The organism is Bacillus cereus group sp. MG4 (assembly GCF_040460055.1).
Taxonomy (GTDB): domain Bacteria; phylum Bacillota; class Bacilli; order Bacillales; family Bacillaceae_G; genus Bacillus_A; species Bacillus_A wiedmannii.
The window spans coordinates 57,714-75,142 of sequence record NZ_JARVGZ010000001.1 but is presented as its reverse complement, the minus strand read 5'-3'; the positions used below and the strand labels follow the sequence as shown (position 1 = coordinate 75,142).

The following is a 17,429-nucleotide window of genomic DNA, read 5'->3' as shown; positions in this document are numbered from 1 at the left end:
TTTACATCCCGTCCAAATGATTCGTATCATTAATGAAATGCACCGTTTTTTGTTCGCCATCAATTTCAATTAAGCTTATTCCCGTATCTCCCATTTTAAAATAATAGTCCATTGAAATGGGCATTTTGAAAAACGCACGTAATAGACTATTTATTACACCACCGTGTGCAACGATTGCTATCCGTTCATAAGTATTCTCTGTCACGATTTTAGAAAAGATTCCTTCTATTCTCATTCTAAATTCAATAAATGATTCCCCATTTTCAAAACGGTCATGAAGAAACTTTGGCTCTGGATATTTCTTTGCTTCTTCAAAAGATAAGCCTGCTTGCACTCCGTTATTAAACTCCATTAATTCCTCTTCTAGTTGAATTGGGCATCCAATTCCTTCAGCTAGCGTTTCACCAGTTTCACGAGCACGCTTTAATGTACTTGCCCAAATGAAATCTGGTGGAAAATCTGCTTTCACTTTCTGTACAAGCCTTTGCACTTGCTGTCTTCCCTTTTCTGTTAATTCAAAGTCAGCTCGTCCTTCATGTACATGTAAAATATCTGCTTCGGATTCACCGTGACGTATTAATAATATTTGCACTTGTTTCCCACTCCCTTGTTTAATATCCACAAAATTCCATTATATCATATTTAAAATTTTCTTTAACAAAAATATATTACTTTGACAGTTTTTTAACCGTCTAGTAAACGTGTTATTCCACTTAACAATTCCAAACACTCTAAACTTATAATTCTTTGAAAAGTGACAAACAAAAAAGCCCTATCCATAATGGCAAATGACTAATATTTTTTATCCTACTCAAAAATATAAAGAGAAATGGCACCCCATTTCTCTTTTTCACTCTTATTGTTCTTTTTGTGTATCTGAAGAAGGCAATTTCTTCGCTTGTTTTTCTTTAAAGATTTCTCCAATTGCCCCGAGAGTACCAAGTGTTTCAATTGCATTAGACGGAATAAAGACTTTATTTGCTGGCCCTTTTGCAACCTCAATCAATGATTCAAATGATTTATAAGCAAGTACGCGTTCATCTAAGTCTGCTGCACGAAGTAATTCAATTCGATTTTGTTCTGCTTTTGCAATTTCCTCAATCGCTCTTGCTTCCCCTTGCGCTTCTAGTTTTTTTGCTTCCTTTATACCTTCAGCTTCTCGAATACGTGCTTCTTTATCACCTTCAGCCATTAAGATTTTACTTTGCTTTTCACCTTCAGCACGAAGAACTTTATCTTGTTTTGCAGCTTCAGCTTCTAAAATGATCGCACGTTTATTACGTTCTGCTTTCATTTGTTTTTCCATCGATGCTTGCACATCTTTTGGCGGATTAATATCAACAACTTCAACACGCTCAATGCGAACGCCCCATTTTTCTGTTGCTTCATCAAGTGCTAAGCGAATTTCTGTTGAAATTTTTTCACGACCAGATAACGTTTCATCCAGTTCCATTTTACCGATAATTTGGCGCATCGTTGCAGAAGTAATGTTACGAACACCATATTCATAGTTCGAAATACCATATGTCGCAAGTTCTGGTTCCACAATTTGATAGAAAATGATTGTATCAATTTCTACTTGTACATTATCTTTCGTAATTACCTTCTGCGGTGGTACATTTGTTTGTTGAATACGTAAGTCATGATATACACGAACGCGGTCTACAATTGGTATTAATAAATTTAACCCTGGCTCCATAATACGCTGAAACTTACCAAATCTTTCAACGACTCCAACTTTTTGCTGTGGAATAATTTTAATTGTTAATGCGATAAATGTAACAACAATTAGTGCTAAAATAATCGTTAATGTTAATGCTACTGCCATATTTATTCACTCTCCTTTTTAACTTGTAATATAGTACTATTCCTCTTTATAACAATAACTTTTTCTCCAACATCAATTGGATCATCTGCAATAGCTGTCCAAGTATCTCCATCCACCTTCACAATACCATTTACTTCATTTGTAATCGCTTGCATAATAATGCCTTTTTTACCGACAAGCAAATCTACTGTATCAGTAAAACCTTTTGCTTCTCGAAAGTTTTTTGAAATTCTTTTCGTAAAGAAAGTCAATGTTAAACTTACAATCGCACCAGCAACAACTTGTAACAGTAGTGCTTCAGGGGCAAACAAAGCAATTAGACCTCCGACAACAGCTCCAATTCCAAGCCAAAGCATATAAAACGTAATCGACAACAGTTCCGCAATAAATAAAATACCAGCTATTATAAACCAAATCACCCAAGCAGCCATATGCAACCCTCACTTTCTTTCTCATTTTCTATATGTATATGAAGAAAAGAATGGTTTATCCGCCCTTTCTTATACCAGGGCATTTACTACAAGCTATTGTACATATTCACTGTTATAAAAAGTATTAATAAAATACTATATTAATATATTCTTCATTATACATGAAAATCCCTTTCAAAAAGCGACAAAAAATGAAATTCTTTCGAAAATTTAATTTTCAATTTATAATTATTTTAACTACTAAAATATTATTTTTTAGGAAGGTGGTGTGCTTGTTGCAAAATCGTTCACTAATTTACTATTTAGGCTCTAAAATATGCATTACTCTCGCTGACATCGTATACATCATGATTATTACAACTCATATGTATATCACAACGAAATCAGCTACATTAACTGCTCTGTTTCCATTACTCCAAGTGATAACTAATCTAATAGCAAATACATCTGCACCACTTATAATGAATCGTTTTTCATCTTATTCCTTACTTTTCACACTACAATGGACAAAAACTGTTCTATTATTTTTATTAATGATATTATTCCCGGCCCTTTCCTCAAACGTTGTAACACTATTCATTTTCATTTTTTTCATTTCTTTATGTAGCGGCTGGAGCGCACCGTTATTATACGGTATCCTTCCTCGCCTTACACGAAAAGAACAATTAGTAAAAGTAAATAGTATTTTTTCCTTTTCCACACAAATTGCGCAAGCCGCTGCTTATTCATTTACAAGTGTTATAGTTCTTCTTATCGGCACCACTTCTACACTCATGATGAATAACATTTTGATGATTTTGGGGTGTGTTGCACTACACCTTTCATTACGTTCCATACATACTGAACGAGTAATTGAACCTTCTTCTTCAAAAGGCGCTGCTTTACTGGAAGGTTGGAAACTCTTATTTCAAAACCCTTCTCTCCGTATCGTTACATGTATGGACTTAATTGAAACTTTCGCAGGGACGATATGGATCGGTGCTATTACAATGGCTTATGTAACAACTGTCCTTCATAAAGGAGAAGAATGGTGGGGATATATTAACACAAGTTATTATGTAGGGACGTTAATTGGCGGGATATTAGCATGGAAAATGAGTACATACATTCAAAACAATTTAATACGCTCCATGGCGATAGGCTCTCTTATGTTTAGTATTCTTACATTTTTATATGGTATGACAAGTAGCGGGTTTATTGCGCTTTTTCTATGCGTTCTAATGGGGCCATGTTATCAAATTAGAGATATTTCTCAAACAACAGTGTTACAATCTAGTGTTCCCCCTACTTTATTATCAAAAATGTATACAGCTCATGGCGCTCTCCTCTCGACAGCTTCTGGTCTTTCTATGCTTAGCGTTGGAATTATTACCGATTTGTTCGGTGTTCGTACGATTTATATTCTCGCTTCAATCCTTATATTATGCTCTGCTTGTTTATCCTTTAACTTATTAAAATATGATAAGACAGAGCAGAAAAATATTTCACTCTAATTAACAAAATAAATAGGACAGGAATCCCTGTCCTATTTATTTTATTCATGATAAGTTAGGGATTTTCCGATGCTTTGTCGCTTGTTCAAAAGCGTATGCTAGTTTAATCAAAGTTCCCTCAGAAAAAGCAGTGCTTGCAAGCGTAATTCCAAACGGTCTGCCGTTATCCATGTATCCCGCAGGTATCGCTATAGACGGATAACCTGCTTTCGCACTTATAGTAGAACCTATATAAGAAGGGAACAGTATCGCATCAAGATTATATTTTTCCAACGCAAAATCAATACCTTTTTCTTGAGAAAAATATATATCTTCTAATCTTGCGTTTAAGTACTCAGGATTTCTTAACGTATTAGGAAAATCTTTTCTTATTTCTAATTTAGTTTGTCCATATTTCAAAGCTCTTTCTGCTATGTTTTTATTAAACTCCATTAATTCCGAAATAGAATGTACCGGAATAGTTGAAGGTAATTTAGAAAGATAGTTATCTAGACTATGCTTTAGTTCATATAGCGATACTCCCCAACTCCATTCCCTATGAAAAGATGGAATATCAATATCTTCTACCACTGTCGCTCCCTCACTACGCAATACTTCAATCGTTTCCTTAAACAATTTTTCATCATACTCACCAGTTTCATAATAATCTTTTGGTGCATTGCTATATACACCAATCTTTGCTCCATTTAAACCATTGTCATCAAGATACTTTGTATAATCATGTTCTGCTTTACCTTCACTTTTATGAGTAGCTACATCCTTCTCGTCTAACCCAGTTAAACTCCCTAGCAAAATAGCCGCATCTGTTACCGTTCTAGCAAATGGTCCCGCTGTATCCTGTGAATAAGTAAGCGGAATAATTCCCCTACGACTAATTAGACCAACAGTCGGTTTAATACCTACTACAGAGTTTTGAACAGCTGGACTCAATATAGAACCATCTGTTTCCGTTCCAACAGATACTACTGTAAAATTAGCGGCAACTGCTATCGCAGACCCTGTACTTGAGCCTCCAACAAACATATCATCCTCACCTGTACCGTATGGATTTATTGTTTGCCCACCTCTTGCACTATATCCAGCCCACATGTCAAAAGACATTCCATTTGCTAATTCTGTCATATTTGTTTTTCCTATTATCACTGCTCCTGCTTCTCGTAGTTTCGTAACGAGAAATGCATCTTCACTACTAATATTTTGTTCCAGGGCAATCGTACCTGCACTTGTATGCATAGAGTCATTCGTTTCAATATTGTCCTTAAGTAAAACAGGTATACCATGTAATGGTCCCCGTCCACCTTTTGTCTTTCTTTCATAATCTAACGCTTCTGCAATAAAAATAGCGTCTGGATTGATTTCTAAAATAGAATTGATTTTTGGTCCTTCTTGATCATATTTCGCAATTCTATGAAGATAATACATAACTAATTCTTTTGAAGTTAATTGCCCAGCTTCCATCGCTACTTGTATATCATGAATTGTTAATTCTTTTTGTAATCGAGCATTGAACTGAATCTCCATCTTCATTCTCCTTCTTTAAAAGCTTTTATTGATAACGTGTATCTATTACTTTTTCATTTTCTCCGCTCCTCGCATATACAACTACAATCCCTTTCAAAGAATTCAACTTACCAATGTAAAAACCTTTTATTTCCTGAAAAATAAAAAAAGTCTGAAACGATTAAATTTCCGCTTCAGACTCTTTTATTACTTTACATATACCTCATCTAACAAATGTAAAAACTCACCTTGTTTCCCAGCTAATGCAGGGCATTTTGCAATATCCATCCATTCGTAGCAAAATACTAATCCTTGATCTTCCTCACCGGCACTTACAATATGTTCCCAATCATCTTTTACACCTGTTAGTAAAGTTACGTGGAAAAAATGGCGCTTTTGATATTCCTTTTGCTCTTTCACAAGTATGATGTAATCGGCTAGGAATCTTTCTATGCATAAATGACGTAATCCAGACTCTTCTTGTACTTCACGTAAAATTGCTGCTTCTAAAGTTTCCCCTTCGTCAACCGTTCCCCCTGGTACTTGTATACCAGCTTCAGGTTTATCACGATGTTTAAAAACAAGCAGTTGCATAACTCCTTCTTTTTCTCTTGTCACATATGCGTGTACTTTTTTCTTATATAACACCGTCATAATCCTTCTCTCCCCTCAATTGTTCACTGCGTTACTTCTTCAAGCGTCAGTTGATTTTCATATAAATATGTAGCTTGTGGGTTACCCACATACCTTACGTGCCATGGTTCATATCGATAGCCCGTAAGCGATTCTTTCTCTTTTGTATATCGAATTACAAACCCAAATTTATGAGCATTTTCAGAAAGCCAATGCCCTTCTTTCGTTTCACCAAAAACTGTCTCTAACTGAAACTTAGCAGCTTGAGATGTAATATCCATAGCAAGCCCTGTTTGATGTTCACTCGTACCAGGAACCGCACTCGACATCGCTGTTTTTACTTCTCCATCTTGCTTTTTATACATCGTATTTAATGCTTTTTGTCGATCAAAAGATCTAAATCCCGATACTGCAAATAAGAAAATATGCTCCTTATCAGCTTGCTGAAACATTTCCTCTAGCGCCCCTGCTGCTTCTTTCCTCATTTTTTTCTTTTCTTGATCACCTTCACTTGAGTAGCGCACTTTCGGAATAACTAAATCTGGCGGTCTGTATCCATCTGGTAAACGTCTACTTTTATTCACAAGTACAAGCATCGAATTCGGATTACTAATTACCGCAATATCACCATCCATATTGGCAATCGTTTCTTTCGCTTTCGGAAATATGTTATTCACATTTACCTCGCGCGCCTGCTTATCCTTATACATTTTATAATTGATTCCTGCTACTCCAACAATGAGTATCATCGCTACGATACCAAGTAGTATCCATCTTTTTTTCATATAACGACCTCTTAGTTTAATAATTTGGCCATTTCATACTCATCGATGTTCTCTCCACCGATAATAAGAGCTGCTCTTTTGACACCTTCTTTCTCAAATCCAACTTTTTTATATAGTGCCTGAGCTCTTGTATTGTGGGCCATTACCGTTAATTCTAAACGCCATACATCATGTAATCTTGCCCACTTCTCAGCCTCTTTAAACAATCTCGTTCCAATACCTCGCCCGCTATACTCTTGCAAAATACCAATTACAATACTTGCTACATGTCTTTTTCTTTGAATATGATTTCCATTCACTAAAATAAACCCTACTATACTTTCTTCGTCAACTGCTACGAATATTGTTGCATATTCATTTTCTATAAAGCGATGAATCATTTGTTCTTGTTGCTCGGCTGTAAATTTTCTTTCTCCTGGTTCATATAGCATAAATTTCGTTTCTTCATCTAGTTGCTTACTTAATTGCAAAAATGGTGCTGCATCTTCTATTTTGATCTCCCTAATCACTTTTATCACCCTACCAGTTTTATAATAAAAAGTTTTCCTTGTAAAAAGATTTTCTCTAATTTTCCGGAAATTCCTTTGTAAATCTCCCAGTATAATTTGACAAATTTCGATATTACCATAACAACGGCAAATTATGTCTATTCTGTGACACCTCATCATTACAAAGAAAAAACGCAAGCTTTACACTCACGTTTTTTCAGACTCTCCCACTAATTTATATTTCATTTTATCCATTCACCTTTTCCGCCTGCCAGAAATATTCACCAAACGCTTTAGCAAGTACATCAATTGATCGATTTAGTTCTTCCTCCGTATTATCTACGCCACCAACTTCAATTAATATCGCTTGTCCTGATAAGTCTTGATTGTAGACACCATTTCCTGTTTGGAATCCTTTTTGAATGACACCACGACTCACTCCTGGATATTTCTTATTAATTTCCTCATGAAGAGCTGTTGCTAATTGTAAGTTCTTTTCATAATTTTTATTGCCTTTCCCTATTACGAAAGCAAGCTTTGCATATGATTTATCTCCAATTGCTTTTGTCGTGACATTTTTTCGAGCACTATCACGATGCAAGTCAAAGAAGTACTGCAGTTCTTTATTGCCTGTCATTGCTTCTTGTACAATTTCCCGTGACACTTTGTAAGAACTATTACTATTTAACCCTTTACTAATCAACTTTTGGCCGACATCAGTCTTGTCGTTAGTAGCTCCTATCCCTTCACTTTCTAATTGTTCACGAAATCGATCGCCCACTATTGAAATATTAGTGACGGAACTTGTTGCTTTATTCGGATTTGGATCGTTTGCTAAATTTAGTAACGGCAAATAAGATTCCCAACTATGCGAATGATAAATAAGCGCAACTTGTCTTTTTCCTGTTGTTTGAGCCGGTTGCTTTTTCTCTTTGTTCGTATTCGGATTTTGAGCCTGTCCACCTTCACCAGTCCGTTCTTTTACCACTTCTTCAAGCGGAACGCTCGACTCTATCGGTAAGTTAGAATAATTTGTCCCTTCGCCCGCGATAACAATTTCTGTATCGTACTTTCCAAAACCAGGTAGCTCTTTTCCGACAAAACTGCGTACATCATTAAAACGAATATTCGTAGCCATAGAAAAGAGAAACGAAGAAATTGAAAAATCTTGATTTAAATTTCGATACTCCTGTGTAAAATAATGATTCTCTTTCCCAAGAACGTACATGTAACCATTCATCGATAACTCATTTAACCAATTATATAAATACGTTGACTTTGTCTCTTTCATAGAGGTTACCATCATACTAATAAGAAAAAAAGTCGCTAGTACTGTAGTAATAATAAATAAAACTAACTTACGTACACTTGTGAACTTCACATAAAAAAAGCCTCGATTCATACTATCACCCTCTCTATTTCAAGTTATGTACAAGCTCTAGAGAATAGACCGTCTAAATTCCGGCTATATTGTTAATGAGGTGAAATGAATTGAAGCTACTAATAGGAACATTACCCATTGTACTATCATTTATTTTTTATTGGCTTGCTAAGCATCCTACAATCCGTGTCGCGTTACATATTTCAGCGTACTTAGCACTTTATGTACTCGGTACAATTATTTCTATTAATATATATGATGTTTTAATACAAGATTTAGTTTTCATGACAAGCATTCATGGAATTTTACTAAATCCATTTTTTCTTATATCAGGAGCATATATATGGATATACACCTTATACCTACTTTTGTCTTACATTATTACAAGTATAAAAAATGGAGCGTAATAAAATGCAACCACCATTCATTTGTCATACATGCAAAAAAAGAATTGTGCGAAAGAAAGATCTTATTATTGCCACATCGTACTTCCGCTTTTATTTATTTCACAGTGATTGCTTTAAACGACAGCAAGCGTTCATCTCACGATTTATCCCTGTAAATACGCTTTTTAATTTCTTTCTTATTATATATGGACTTATTTTCGGCAGCATCCTTATGTTTACGGAACCATCTATCATTTGGCTTATTTTTTTGTTTCCTATTCTATATCGGTTTCTCTCCTATTATTATGTTGAACGTTTTTTCTCTACATAACGTGCAGACTGTCCTCTAGGAATACTTAAACATTCCCACTCGTTTTCTTTTAACATTTTACCGATGTAAATAATTTGCCCTATATGCAAAGCATAATGAGAAATTTGTCTTTCAATTGCTTGCATGACAGTATGTGCTTCACCGCGAATATATACCGTCTGTAATAAATCTTCTGGCGTTAGCACATGCATCGTTTTCAAAACATATTCCCATCCTTCATTCCATGCTGCGAGAACCTCTTCCTTAGAATGATAACCATCTTCAAATTCAGCGTCTCGGTTACGATCTATTTTTTCACCATCAGATGTTAAAAAATCCGTCCATCTAGAACGCATATTACCTTGCAGATGCTTTATAATAACCGCTATACTATTTGTTGCTTCATGAGAAGACCATTCAATCTGTTCATATGATAATTGAGAAAGCACTCGTTCCCCTTGTTTCTTTGTTGCTTCAAAATTCGAAATCGCACATTGTAAATATTCTCGTCCAATATCCATGTTCCCCCGCCTTTACACTAACTAATTTTCGTTCCATTTGGTAATTCCATATTGGGCTGAAGTAATACGACATCACCGGCTTCAGGTACTCCCCCTAAAACAAGCACTTCTGATTTAAATCCAGCTACACGTTTTGGCGGAAAATTTACAACAGCAACGATTTGCTGACCGATTAAATCTTCTGGGGTATATCTCTTCGTAATTTGAGCACTTGACTGCTTAATTCCAAGCTCTCCAAAATCAATTTCTAGTTTAATCGCTGGAACTCTTGCTTCTTTAAATTCCTCTGCATGTGTTACAGTTCCAATTCGTAAATCCAAAGCTAAAAAATCTTCAAAATTAGCCATTTTATCATTCCTCCCATTTATTACTTAGACAAAACAATAAAATCCCCTTTAAAAAAAGAAAGGCGCCTAAGCACCTTTCTTTTGTAGTTCACTTGATTCATTTGATTTATAGAAGAAGAAACCAAGAATCCCGCCAATACATGATGGGATTAACCATCCTATTCCTTCATTATATAATGGTAACATTTGTAGTACGTTAGAAATCGCGTCAATTTTAATGTTCGCACTTTCTAAACCGTTAAAGAAACTAATTAACAATGCGCCTAAAATAGCTCCAATATAAATGGTATTACGCTTCCCAATCCATTTATGGAAGTAAGAAAGTACGATTAATACGATTGCAACTGGATAAATGATCATTAACACTGGTAAAGTAACTGTGATTAATTGTGTTAAACCTAGGTTAGATACAAGTAAACTAAACACACATACCATTGTTACAATCGCTTTATGCGAAAGTTTAGGGAATAAGTTTGTAAAGAAGCCAGCACAAGCTGATGTTAATCCAACAGAAGTTGTTAAACAAGCGAGTATAATAACGAGCCCTAATAAAATTTTACCACTTGTTCCATATAACTCATTTACAACATTCGTTAAAATAAGTCCACCATTCTCTGATACACCAAGTGATGTACTTGTTGAACCAAGATAAGCAAGTGATAAATAAATTAACGTTAAACCAAGTACTGCAATAATACCTGATACTACTGTTATTTTTGCAACTTGACTACTTTCTTTTATTCCTTTAGAACGGATAACTTGTACAACGACAATTCCAAATACAAGCGCACTAATTGCATCCATCGTTAAATATCCTTGTATAAATCCACCAAAGAAAGCATTTTCTTTGTATGCTGCTAGCGGCGCAGCTGGTTCTCCAATTGGATCAATAATTGCCTTTCCGACAATAACAGCAACAATCAATACTAATACTGGTGTAAGAAATTTCCCGAACCAATCCACTAATTTAGATGGATTTAAAGATAAATACCACGTTATTCCGAAGAAAATTATCGTGAAAAGAAATAGCATGTACCATTCGGAAACCAATGCCTCTGATAAAAATGGCTTCATACCCATTTCAAATGAAACGGCTCCAGTACGCGGAATCGCGAAAAATGGTCCAATTGCTAAATAACTAATCAATGGGAAAATAAACGCGAATATTGGGTGAACTCTAGAAGATAGCGCTTTCAAGTCCCCCTCTACAAACGCGACAGCTGTTACAGCTAATAGGGGTAATCCGACTCCCGTCACAAGGAATCCAATTGTAGCAATCCAAACATTCTCTCCAGCTTGTTGCCCTAAAACTGGTGGGAAAATTAAATTTCCTGCTCCTAAAAATAGTGCAAATAACATTAAACCGATTGCTACCGTATCACCTGGCCTTAAACGTCCCTTCATACTTTTCATTTGCATAGCACTTTTTCATTGTTTATCTCTATTTTCACAATATGCTATGCATCCTCCTCTCTGCTCAAGCTGATAAAATATGCCCCTTACAAAGCAGTGTCTTTCTCCATAATTTCTCCATTCCCCTTATTTTTACTCTAATTATTAATTTTTGATTTTTTTGAATTTTCAACTCATTAGAGTGGTATTGCGTGGAGTATAGTTGTCAGACCTCTTTGTTTTTATCACACATATAGTAACATATTTAGTTGAAAAATAAAAACATATTTTCAAATTGATTTTTTTGAAAATCAAAATTATCTACATTTTTCATTCTTTCACACAAATATTGTTATAATCTCAACTTTTATCCTATCGTTATTTTCAAATAATTTTATACTCGTAACATAGTAAAAGCCATCCAACATAATTAGATGGCTTTTGTATGTTATTCTATTGTTTCAACTTCACGTGGATTTTTCATCTCTTCCACATACACAACTCTAAATCCGTGATCTTCTAAATCTTTCAGTAACGTCTCTAATTCACCGTCGTTAAACTCTTCTCCTAATGTAAACATAATTCTCCGAACTAATAAGGCGTCATTATCAAAAGTCATTAAACTTTGGATACCTGTATATTTTTTTAATACTGTCGATAATTTTTGAATGGCCCCATTATAATCTTGTGTCCCAATCATGACAGAATATTTACTAGAATGAACGCCCCAAGCATCTTCTAATAACTCGAAAACCTTTTTATGCGTTAAAATTCCAAGAAAGACTCCATTTTCATCAACTACTGATAAATAAGGTAATTTTTTTATTGTAAAAAATACTTTAAAGAACGAAGAATCTTCTCTAACATAACCTTCTTTATCGTTTAATAATTGTACTACACTCTCTTCCAGCGAACCTTTATATTCTAAAATATCTACTTTGTATACATTCCCTAAATATTTCTCTTTTTTTTCATCTAAAACTGGTACACAACGATACCCAGTTTTATTTAAATGCTCCAGTGCTTCCCCTATCGTAATTGAACTTGAGCAAAATAAAACTTCCCTTTTCGGCACATAATTCCCTTTAATCCTCATAAACAGCCTCCTTATGTTAAAATACTTTCTGTGCCATAACTATATTATATTTTCAGAAAAAAATAAATAATTTATTTCACTTTTCTGAAAATTATTCATTTTCTTGTCATAATTTATTCACGTTTCATTCACTTATATCCCCTACAATACTAAATTTCTTTAAGAAAAATATATTGTAACTTACGCCAAAAAAAGCTAAAATAAGAATAAGAATTTTCTGAATATTCTAAGAGTAGGTGGTTACATGTCTTTATTGCGCTCACATATATGTAAATTTATCGTTGGTGTTCTCATTATATTTATCATTAGTCCTATTCCTGCATTATTCATTACACATAAATACTCATACATAACTGGCTTTATAAGCATTTTTCATAACTTCGCACAACTTTCTTCTATGACAATTCCAAAGATTGATTGGATGCACGAATCTATCTTTTTCTCAGCAAATCAAATGGTTCATACTTCTAATCATTCAACACCGTTATTCCCTTACATATGGGAAATATATTTTTTATCGATTGTTCGTTTTACCTTTACTCTTGCGATTGGATTCTTTATCAGCTTAGGGATCGGCCATTTATTTTTTAAAGCACCTCAATCGGTTAAGAAGTTCACTTCTTTATTAAAATGGATACCGTACTCTTTTTGTACTGCATTATTACAATGTTCAGTCTTATTACTACTCCTATACATCGCAAAATTGATAAAGCTTCCTTACTACTCATCTTTTATCATCGTTTGTAGTACTTCCATGATTATCGTTATGCAAGCAATAAAAAAGTGGGTTCCTTTCTTAAGTAACACCAATGAATATGAAATAAAACAATCTTCTTTCCTTGTAGATACATTGTTTTTAGCGCTTACTTCGAATCATAAATCTATTCTAGGTTCCATTATTCTTTCATTCGTTATTATGGAATGCGTTTTTCATGCAAGCGGACTATTGCAATTTATCGTTCAATTCGGCGGAAATGCACCTGTTATTGTTACAATTAGCTTATTACTTTTGTATATCCCGTATTGCATACTCTCTTTCCTTCAAACACTATGGACGACAAATCACGTTAAACAACAATCATACGCTTTAACGAGAAGTATTCCAAAACCTTAATTTGAAATAACCCTCTATAATCTGAAAGTAGGGGGTTATTCCTTTTGTATAGCGGACAAAATAACAGCAAATTCAAAAACTATTGCAGAAACATACCAATATTTGCTCTTTTTCTTTGACTATTCTTTTCGTTTGGATTTATTATAAAAGTATAACATAATCGCAGGAGGTGACATCTTTATTCCAAACTACGGAATAGAGAACACACTTGGACATATTAAATATTTTTCTCATCTTTGTGCTCATCCTTATTTCCGGCTTTTTCGTTGCATCAGAATTCGCTGTTGTAAAAGTACGAAAAAGTCGCATTGACCAACTTGCAAATGAAGGCAATAAACAAGCTTTAGCTGCAAGAAGTGTCCTATCTAATTTAGATGTTTATTTATCAGCTTGTCAGCTCGGGATTACGATTACTTCTTTAGGGCTTGGTTGGCTTGGTGAACCGACTGTGGAACATTTACTACGACCGCTCTTTGAAAAGATTAATATTACTGGAACAATGGCGAATACTTTATCCTTTATTATTGCTTTTAGTGTTATTACATTTTTCCATGTTGTATTAGGTGAATTAGTTCCAAAGTCTTTCGCCATTCAAAAAGCTGAAGCAATCACACTTAAGTTTGCACGACCACTTATTTTATTTGATAAAATTATGTATCCATTCATTTGGCTACTTAATAGTACGGCAATCTTTTTCACAAAACTACTCGGTTTAGAGCCTGCGAAAGAAAATGAACTTGCCCATTCTGAAGAGGAACTACGACTCATTTTAGGTGAAAGTTTCAAAAGCGGCGAAATAAACCAAACCGAATATAAATATGTAAATAATATTTTTGAATTTGACGACCGGGTCGCGAAAGAAATTATGGTTCCTCGTACAGAAATGATTTGCTTATCTACTGAAAATACGTTAGAAGAGAATATGGATATCGTCGCAACTGAAAAGTATACACGCTATCCGATCATCGAAAAAGATAAAGATGATATTATCGGTATGATCAATACGAAAGAAGTATTTCACGATCAAACGAAAGGCATTCATAAACCACTTGAATCTTACATACATCCAGTACTAACTGTATTTGAAACTGTTCCAATTCGCAAAACATTAGTACATCTACAAAAGAATCGCGTTCAGATGGCAATCATTATGGATGAATATGGTGGTACTGCTGGACTTTTAACAATGGAAGATATTCTTGAAGAAATCATTGGAGAAATTCAAGATGAGTTTGATGCGGATGAATCACCTATGATTGAAAAACGTACGCCGAAGCTTACTGTTTTAGATGGGAAGGTGCTCATTTCTGAAGTAAATGATATGTTTGGCCTGCATATTGATGATAGCGATTTAGATACAATTGGAGGCTGGCTCCTCTCTCAAGCAGTTGATTTAAATATTGAAGCTGGTTATTCCATTGAATTTGCCGGTTTTCAATTTAAAGCACTAGAACTTGATGGACATCAAGTGAAAAAAATTGCGGTACATAAATTAGACACGAAGAAGGAGTTATAAAGTGACAGTATTATTAACAATCTGTATCATTGCCTGTTTCATTGTTTCATTTCTCGCCTTTATTTATCCTATCATTCCAGGCATCCTTGTTGTCTGGGCTGGATATTTAATTTACCATTTTGGTATAAATGGCGGAGAACTAACAACTTCCTTTTGGATTATTCAAGTCATTTTCACACTATTTATTTTCATTGCTGATTTTATTGCAAATGGATATTTCTTAAAGAAATATGGGAGTTCTAAATGGGGAGAGCGTGTCGGTATGATTTCTATTATTGTCGGATCTTTCTTCTTCCCACCATTCGGTTTAATTATCATACCGTTCTTATCGGTATTTATTACAGAACTAATGCATAAAAAAGCGCCAAAAGACGCCTTTCTAGTAGGAGTTGCTACTGTAGTTGGTTTTTTAAGCAGCACAGTAGCGAAAGCTATTCTCCAAATCATTATGATTCTCATATTTGTATGTTATATCATCTTTTAACCATCCCAATTTCGGGATGGTTTTTTTAATATGAAATACCTACTCGACTATTCTCATATTTGTTTTCACTACACAGATTCCACGTAAATTGTGCTGTATCACCAACTGTTATTTTCGCTCCCCCTTCTGGTAATACATCTTTTTCAGTTCGATACACTCCTGTCACATCACCGTCTATTAAATGCGTCGGACAAACGACCGTCCAACATAAATTACTACTACTAAGTATCTTATATGCAGCTAAATGATCTTCTGCTGCTGTTGTCATTTTCCTTTTTGATTCAGCTGATTGAAAACGATATAAATTTAGATTTGTTCTTGCTTGTAAAATACCTGCTGTTCCTATTGTAATGATTTTATGTACCCCTTCTTCTTCCATTTGCTTTATAATTTGTGGCATACTCTTCGCTAACGTTCCATTTCGATCCGTACCAAGTGCACTTATTACTATATCGCTTCCTTCTATCGCTTTCTTTATATCATTTTCATTTAGTACATTACCTTCTATTACTCGTAACCTTTCATGTTGTATTTCTATTCTATTTAAATCACGTGCTAATGCAGTTACTTCAGCTGCATCCTTTAATGCTAATTTTATTATATTTGAACCTACTCGACCTGTTGCTCCTAATATACATACTTTCATTTGTTTGCCCCCTTTTTCATTCTTTCTCTATTTTTCAATAATTTCAATCAATTTTCAACAAAAAAGCTTCCTCATATATAAGAGGAAGCTTTATTATTATTTTACCCCGCCTTAACGGGCAGTAAGACCCCACCTCAAAATTTAGTAAAACCAAAGAAGTTAGGTGGGGATCAACTGCCCGTAAAAGCCCGATTGGTTCAACTAATAATCAGTGGGGGATGCCCCCCACTGATTAAAGTTTCACTTTATTTCTTTTCTTTAGAATCGGTAGACTTCTCAGTTCCACTTGTTTCTTTATCCTTTTTGTCCTCTTGTTGTGTTGTTGTATCGTCTTCTTTCTTCTTGTCCTCACCTTTACTACAACCTACCATTAATAAAGAACTTGCAAGTGCCATAGCAGTTAATGATTTAACCCATTTGTTCATTTGCGTTTCCTCCTTTAGATAGAATATGTACAACCCCCATATTACTCTCCATTTTTAAAGGAAAGATTGAAAAATAGTAAATAAACGGTAAATATTTGTAAATTTTCTAATAATAGATATGTACACCTAGTCTATTTTTCTCCATGAAAAGTAAAAAACTAAGGCGCCTATCTTTCCGCCTTAGTTTCTTATGCAAACTTCTCATTTTCATATACATGTTTAATCTTATACTCTTTCTTCACAACATATTGCCATACACTATAGGCATAACGATTCATTTTCAGGAAGCAATTTTCTAAAAACGAGCGGAATTCTGGATTCGCAACTTCAACTGCCACTTGAGCGAACTTTAGTGCTAACCGTTTTAAATGCGAAATATAACAAGTTGCAATAAGGATATCCCCTGTATATTTACTATCAGTTTCCTTTTCCATTTCATGAAAATGAGATGAAATTGGTTCACAAGTTATATGCTGTACATTCTCTCCTTCTTGAAAATTCACTTGTTCATTATACGCTTGCAACATATATGGTAAATGATGCTGTAATAGCTCTTTTAATTCTTCGTCTCTTACCTCTCCTGTATACTCCCCAACCTTATAAATAAGCATATAACTATACCTCATTAATTCTTTCATACAATCCATGAAAAT

General features: G+C 34.5%; 21 protein-coding genes. 6 read left to right on the top strand and 15 right to left on the bottom strand.

Annotation, left to right across the window (positions count from 1 at the left end; genetic code table 11):
• Position 1 precedes the first annotated feature (1 nt).
• From QCI41_RS00425 to QCI41_RS00415, 3 genes are all read right to left on the bottom strand, one after another.
• Complete coding sequence (locus QCI41_RS00425; protein ID WP_001166451.1) at positions 2-592, bottom strand: histidine phosphatase family protein; 591 nt, start codon at positions 590-592, stop codon at positions 2-4.
• 264 nt (positions 593-856) lie between these two features.
• Positions 857-1,828, bottom strand: a complete 972-nt coding sequence (locus QCI41_RS00420) for an SPFH domain-containing protein (protein WP_353838746.1) — start codon at positions 1,826-1,828, stop codon at positions 857-859.
• A 2-nt stretch (positions 1,829-1,830) separates the two neighbouring features.
• Complete coding sequence (locus tag QCI41_RS00415; protein WP_353838747.1) at positions 1,831-2,259, bottom strand: NfeD family protein; 429 nt, start codon at positions 2,257-2,259, stop codon at positions 1,831-1,833.
• A 275-nt stretch (positions 2,260-2,534) separates the two neighbouring features.
• Between QCI41_RS00415 and QCI41_RS00410 the strand changes: the two genes are divergently transcribed.
• Complete coding sequence (locus QCI41_RS00410; protein ID WP_353838749.1) at positions 2,535-3,752, top strand: MFS transporter; 1,218 nt, start codon at positions 2,535-2,537, stop codon at positions 3,750-3,752.
• Positions 3,753-3,797: 45 nt separating this feature from the next.
• On the opposite strand, the gene QCI41_RS00405 is transcribed toward QCI41_RS00410, so the two are convergent.
• The 5 genes from QCI41_RS00405 to spoIIP form a co-directional block, all read right to left on the bottom strand.
• Complete coding sequence (locus tag QCI41_RS00405) at positions 3,798-5,273, bottom strand: amidase family protein (RefSeq protein WP_353838750.1); 1,476 nt, start codon at positions 5,271-5,273, stop codon at positions 3,798-3,800.
• Positions 5,274-5,459: 186 nt separating this feature from the next.
• Positions 5,460-5,906: an NUDIX hydrolase gene (locus tag QCI41_RS00400; protein WP_060488531.1), complete on the bottom strand. Its 447-nt coding sequence runs from the start codon at positions 5,904-5,906 to the stop codon at positions 5,460-5,462.
• Positions 5,907-5,929: 23 nt separating this feature from the next.
• Positions 5,930-6,670, bottom strand: a complete 741-nt coding sequence (locus QCI41_RS00395) for a M15 family metallopeptidase (protein ID WP_000747666.1) — start codon at positions 6,668-6,670, stop codon at positions 5,930-5,932.
• 11 nt (positions 6,671-6,681) lie between these two features.
• Positions 6,682-7,179, bottom strand: coding sequence for a GNAT family N-acetyltransferase (locus QCI41_RS00390; protein ID WP_353838752.1), 498 nt, complete (start codon positions 7,177-7,179; stop codon positions 6,682-6,684).
• Positions 7,180-7,405: 226 nt separating this feature from the next.
• Positions 7,406-8,560: a stage II sporulation protein SpoIIP gene (spoIIP, locus tag QCI41_RS00385; RefSeq protein ID WP_001079307.1), complete on the bottom strand. Its 1,155-nt coding sequence runs from the start codon at positions 8,558-8,560 to the stop codon at positions 7,406-7,408.
• Positions 8,561-8,649: 89 nt separating this feature from the next.
• Here spoIIP and QCI41_RS00380 point away from each other — a divergent pair, with 89 nt between their 5' ends.
• Together QCI41_RS00380 and QCI41_RS00375 are read left to right on the top strand one after the other, a co-directional pair.
• Positions 8,650-8,946, top strand: coding sequence for a hypothetical protein (locus tag QCI41_RS00380; protein WP_353838753.1), 297 nt, complete (start codon positions 8,650-8,652; stop codon positions 8,944-8,946).
• Between the two features lie 4 nt (positions 8,947-8,950).
• A complete protein-coding gene (locus QCI41_RS00375; RefSeq protein ID WP_264461301.1) occupies positions 8,951-9,256 on the top strand; it encodes a permease in 306 nt (101 codons plus the stop codon).
• Here QCI41_RS00375 and QCI41_RS00370 read toward each other — a convergent pair.
• From QCI41_RS00370 to cbpA, 4 genes are all read right to left on the bottom strand, one after another.
• Entirely contained in the window at positions 9,229-9,756 is a 528-nt protein-coding gene (locus QCI41_RS00370) for a DUF1572 domain-containing protein (RefSeq protein WP_000351092.1), read from the bottom strand. The two genes, QCI41_RS00375 and QCI41_RS00370, sit on opposite strands and share 28 nt — an antisense overlap.
• A gap of 17 nt (positions 9,757-9,773) precedes the next feature.
• Positions 9,774-10,103, bottom strand: coding sequence for a chaperone CsaA (gene csaA / locus QCI41_RS00365; RefSeq protein ID WP_046954946.1), 330 nt, complete (start codon positions 10,101-10,103; stop codon positions 9,774-9,776).
• A 66-nt stretch (positions 10,104-10,169) separates the two neighbouring features.
• Positions 10,170-11,507 carry a branched-chain amino acid transport system II carrier protein BrnQ4 gene (brnQ4, locus tag QCI41_RS00360; protein WP_404841063.1) on the bottom strand — a complete coding sequence of 446 codons (1,338 nt, stop codon included), beginning with the start codon at positions 11,505-11,507 and terminating at the stop codon, positions 10,170-10,172.
• A gap of 436 nt (positions 11,508-11,943) precedes the next feature.
• On the bottom strand, positions 11,944-12,591 hold the full coding sequence (cbpA, locus tag QCI41_RS00355; protein WP_001220512.1) for a cyclic di-AMP binding protein CbpA: 648 nt from the start codon (positions 12,589-12,591) through the stop codon (positions 11,944-11,946).
• A gap of 244 nt (positions 12,592-12,835) precedes the next feature.
• Here cbpA and QCI41_RS00350 point away from each other — a divergent pair, with 244 nt between their 5' ends.
• The 3 genes from QCI41_RS00350 (at position 12,836) to QCI41_RS00340 (ending at position 15,705) form a co-directional block, all read left to right on the top strand.
• Positions 12,836-13,705, top strand: coding sequence for a hypothetical protein (locus QCI41_RS00350; RefSeq protein WP_264461300.1), 870 nt, complete (start codon positions 12,836-12,838; stop codon positions 13,703-13,705).
• Positions 13,706-13,913: 208 nt separating this feature from the next.
• Positions 13,914-15,221, top strand: a complete 1,308-nt coding sequence (locus QCI41_RS00345) for a hemolysin family protein (protein WP_000353742.1) — start codon at positions 13,914-13,916, stop codon at positions 15,219-15,221.
• Between the two features lies 1 nt (position 15,222).
• The gene (locus QCI41_RS00340) at positions 15,223-15,705 is read left to right on the top strand and encodes a DUF456 domain-containing protein (protein ID WP_097858502.1); all 483 of its coding nucleotides are present in this window, start codon (positions 15,223-15,225) and stop codon (positions 15,703-15,705) included.
• A gap of 25 nt (positions 15,706-15,730) precedes the next feature.
• Here the strand turns inward: QCI41_RS00340 and QCI41_RS00335 are convergent, their stop codons facing one another.
• The 3 genes from QCI41_RS00335 to QCI41_RS00325 form a co-directional block, all read right to left on the bottom strand.
• Positions 15,731-16,351, bottom strand: coding sequence for an NAD(P)-dependent oxidoreductase (locus QCI41_RS00335; protein WP_000861616.1), 621 nt, complete (start codon positions 16,349-16,351; stop codon positions 15,731-15,733).
• Positions 16,352-16,596: 245 nt separating this feature from the next.
• Positions 16,597-16,776: a hypothetical protein gene (locus QCI41_RS00330; protein WP_001045960.1), complete on the bottom strand. Its 180-nt coding sequence runs from the start codon at positions 16,774-16,776 to the stop codon at positions 16,597-16,599.
• A 188-nt stretch (positions 16,777-16,964) separates the two neighbouring features.
• Complete coding sequence (locus QCI41_RS00325) at positions 16,965-17,423, bottom strand: spore coat protein (RefSeq protein ID WP_000340549.1); 459 nt, start codon at positions 17,421-17,423, stop codon at positions 16,965-16,967.
• Positions 17,424-17,429: the final 6 nt, after the last annotated feature.

What these genes read in the sequence shown, in the direction of transcription:
- QCI41_RS00405 (WP_353838750.1), bottom strand. Translation starts at nt 5,273, where the DNA reads ATGGAGATTCAGTTCAATGCTCGATTACAAAAAGAATTAACAATTCAT.
- QCI41_RS00350 (WP_264461300.1), top strand. Translation starts at nt 12,836, where the DNA reads ATGTCTTTATTGCGCTCACATATATGTAAATTTATCGTTGGTGTTCTC.
- spoIIP (WP_001079307.1), bottom strand. Translation starts at nt 8,560, where the DNA reads ATGAATCGAGGCTTTTTTTATGTGAAGTTCACAAGTGTACGTAAGTTA.
- QCI41_RS00415 (WP_353838747.1), bottom strand. Translation starts at nt 2,259, where the DNA reads ATGGCTGCTTGGGTGATTTGGTTTATAATAGCTGGTATTTTATTTATT.
- QCI41_RS00395 (WP_000747666.1), bottom strand. Translation starts at nt 6,670, where the DNA reads ATGAAAAAAAGATGGATACTACTTGGTATCGTAGCGATGATACTCATT.
- QCI41_RS00370 (WP_000351092.1), bottom strand. Translation starts at nt 9,756, where the DNA reads ATGGATATTGGACGAGAATATTTACAATGTGCGATTTCGAATTTTGAA.
- brnQ4 (WP_404841063.1), bottom strand. Translation starts at nt 11,507, where the DNA reads ATGAAGGGACGTTTAAGGCCAGGTGATACGGTAGCAATCGGTTTAATG.
- cbpA (WP_001220512.1), bottom strand. Translation starts at nt 12,591, where the DNA reads ATGAGGATTAAAGGGAATTATGTGCCGAAAAGGGAAGTTTTATTTTGC.
- QCI41_RS00325 (WP_000340549.1), bottom strand. Translation starts at nt 17,423, where the DNA reads ATGGATTGTATGAAAGAATTAATGAGGTATAGTTATATGCTTATTTAT.
- QCI41_RS00330 (WP_001045960.1), bottom strand. Translation starts at nt 16,776, where the DNA reads ATGAACAAATGGGTTAAATCATTAACTGCTATGGCACTTGCAAGTTCT.
- QCI41_RS00420 (WP_353838746.1), bottom strand. Translation starts at nt 1,828, where the DNA reads ATGGCAGTAGCATTAACATTAACGATTATTTTAGCACTAATTGTTGTT.
- QCI41_RS00375 (WP_264461301.1), top strand. Translation starts at nt 8,951, where the DNA reads ATGCAACCACCATTCATTTGTCATACATGCAAAAAAAGAATTGTGCGA.
- csaA (WP_046954946.1), bottom strand. Translation starts at nt 10,103, where the DNA reads ATGGCTAATTTTGAAGATTTTTTAGCTTTGGATTTACGAATTGGAACT.
- QCI41_RS00400 (WP_060488531.1), bottom strand. Translation starts at nt 5,906, where the DNA reads ATGACGGTGTTATATAAGAAAAAAGTACACGCATATGTGACAAGAGAA.
- QCI41_RS00335 (WP_000861616.1), bottom strand. Translation starts at nt 16,351, where the DNA reads ATGAAAGTATGTATATTAGGAGCAACAGGTCGAGTAGGTTCAAATATA.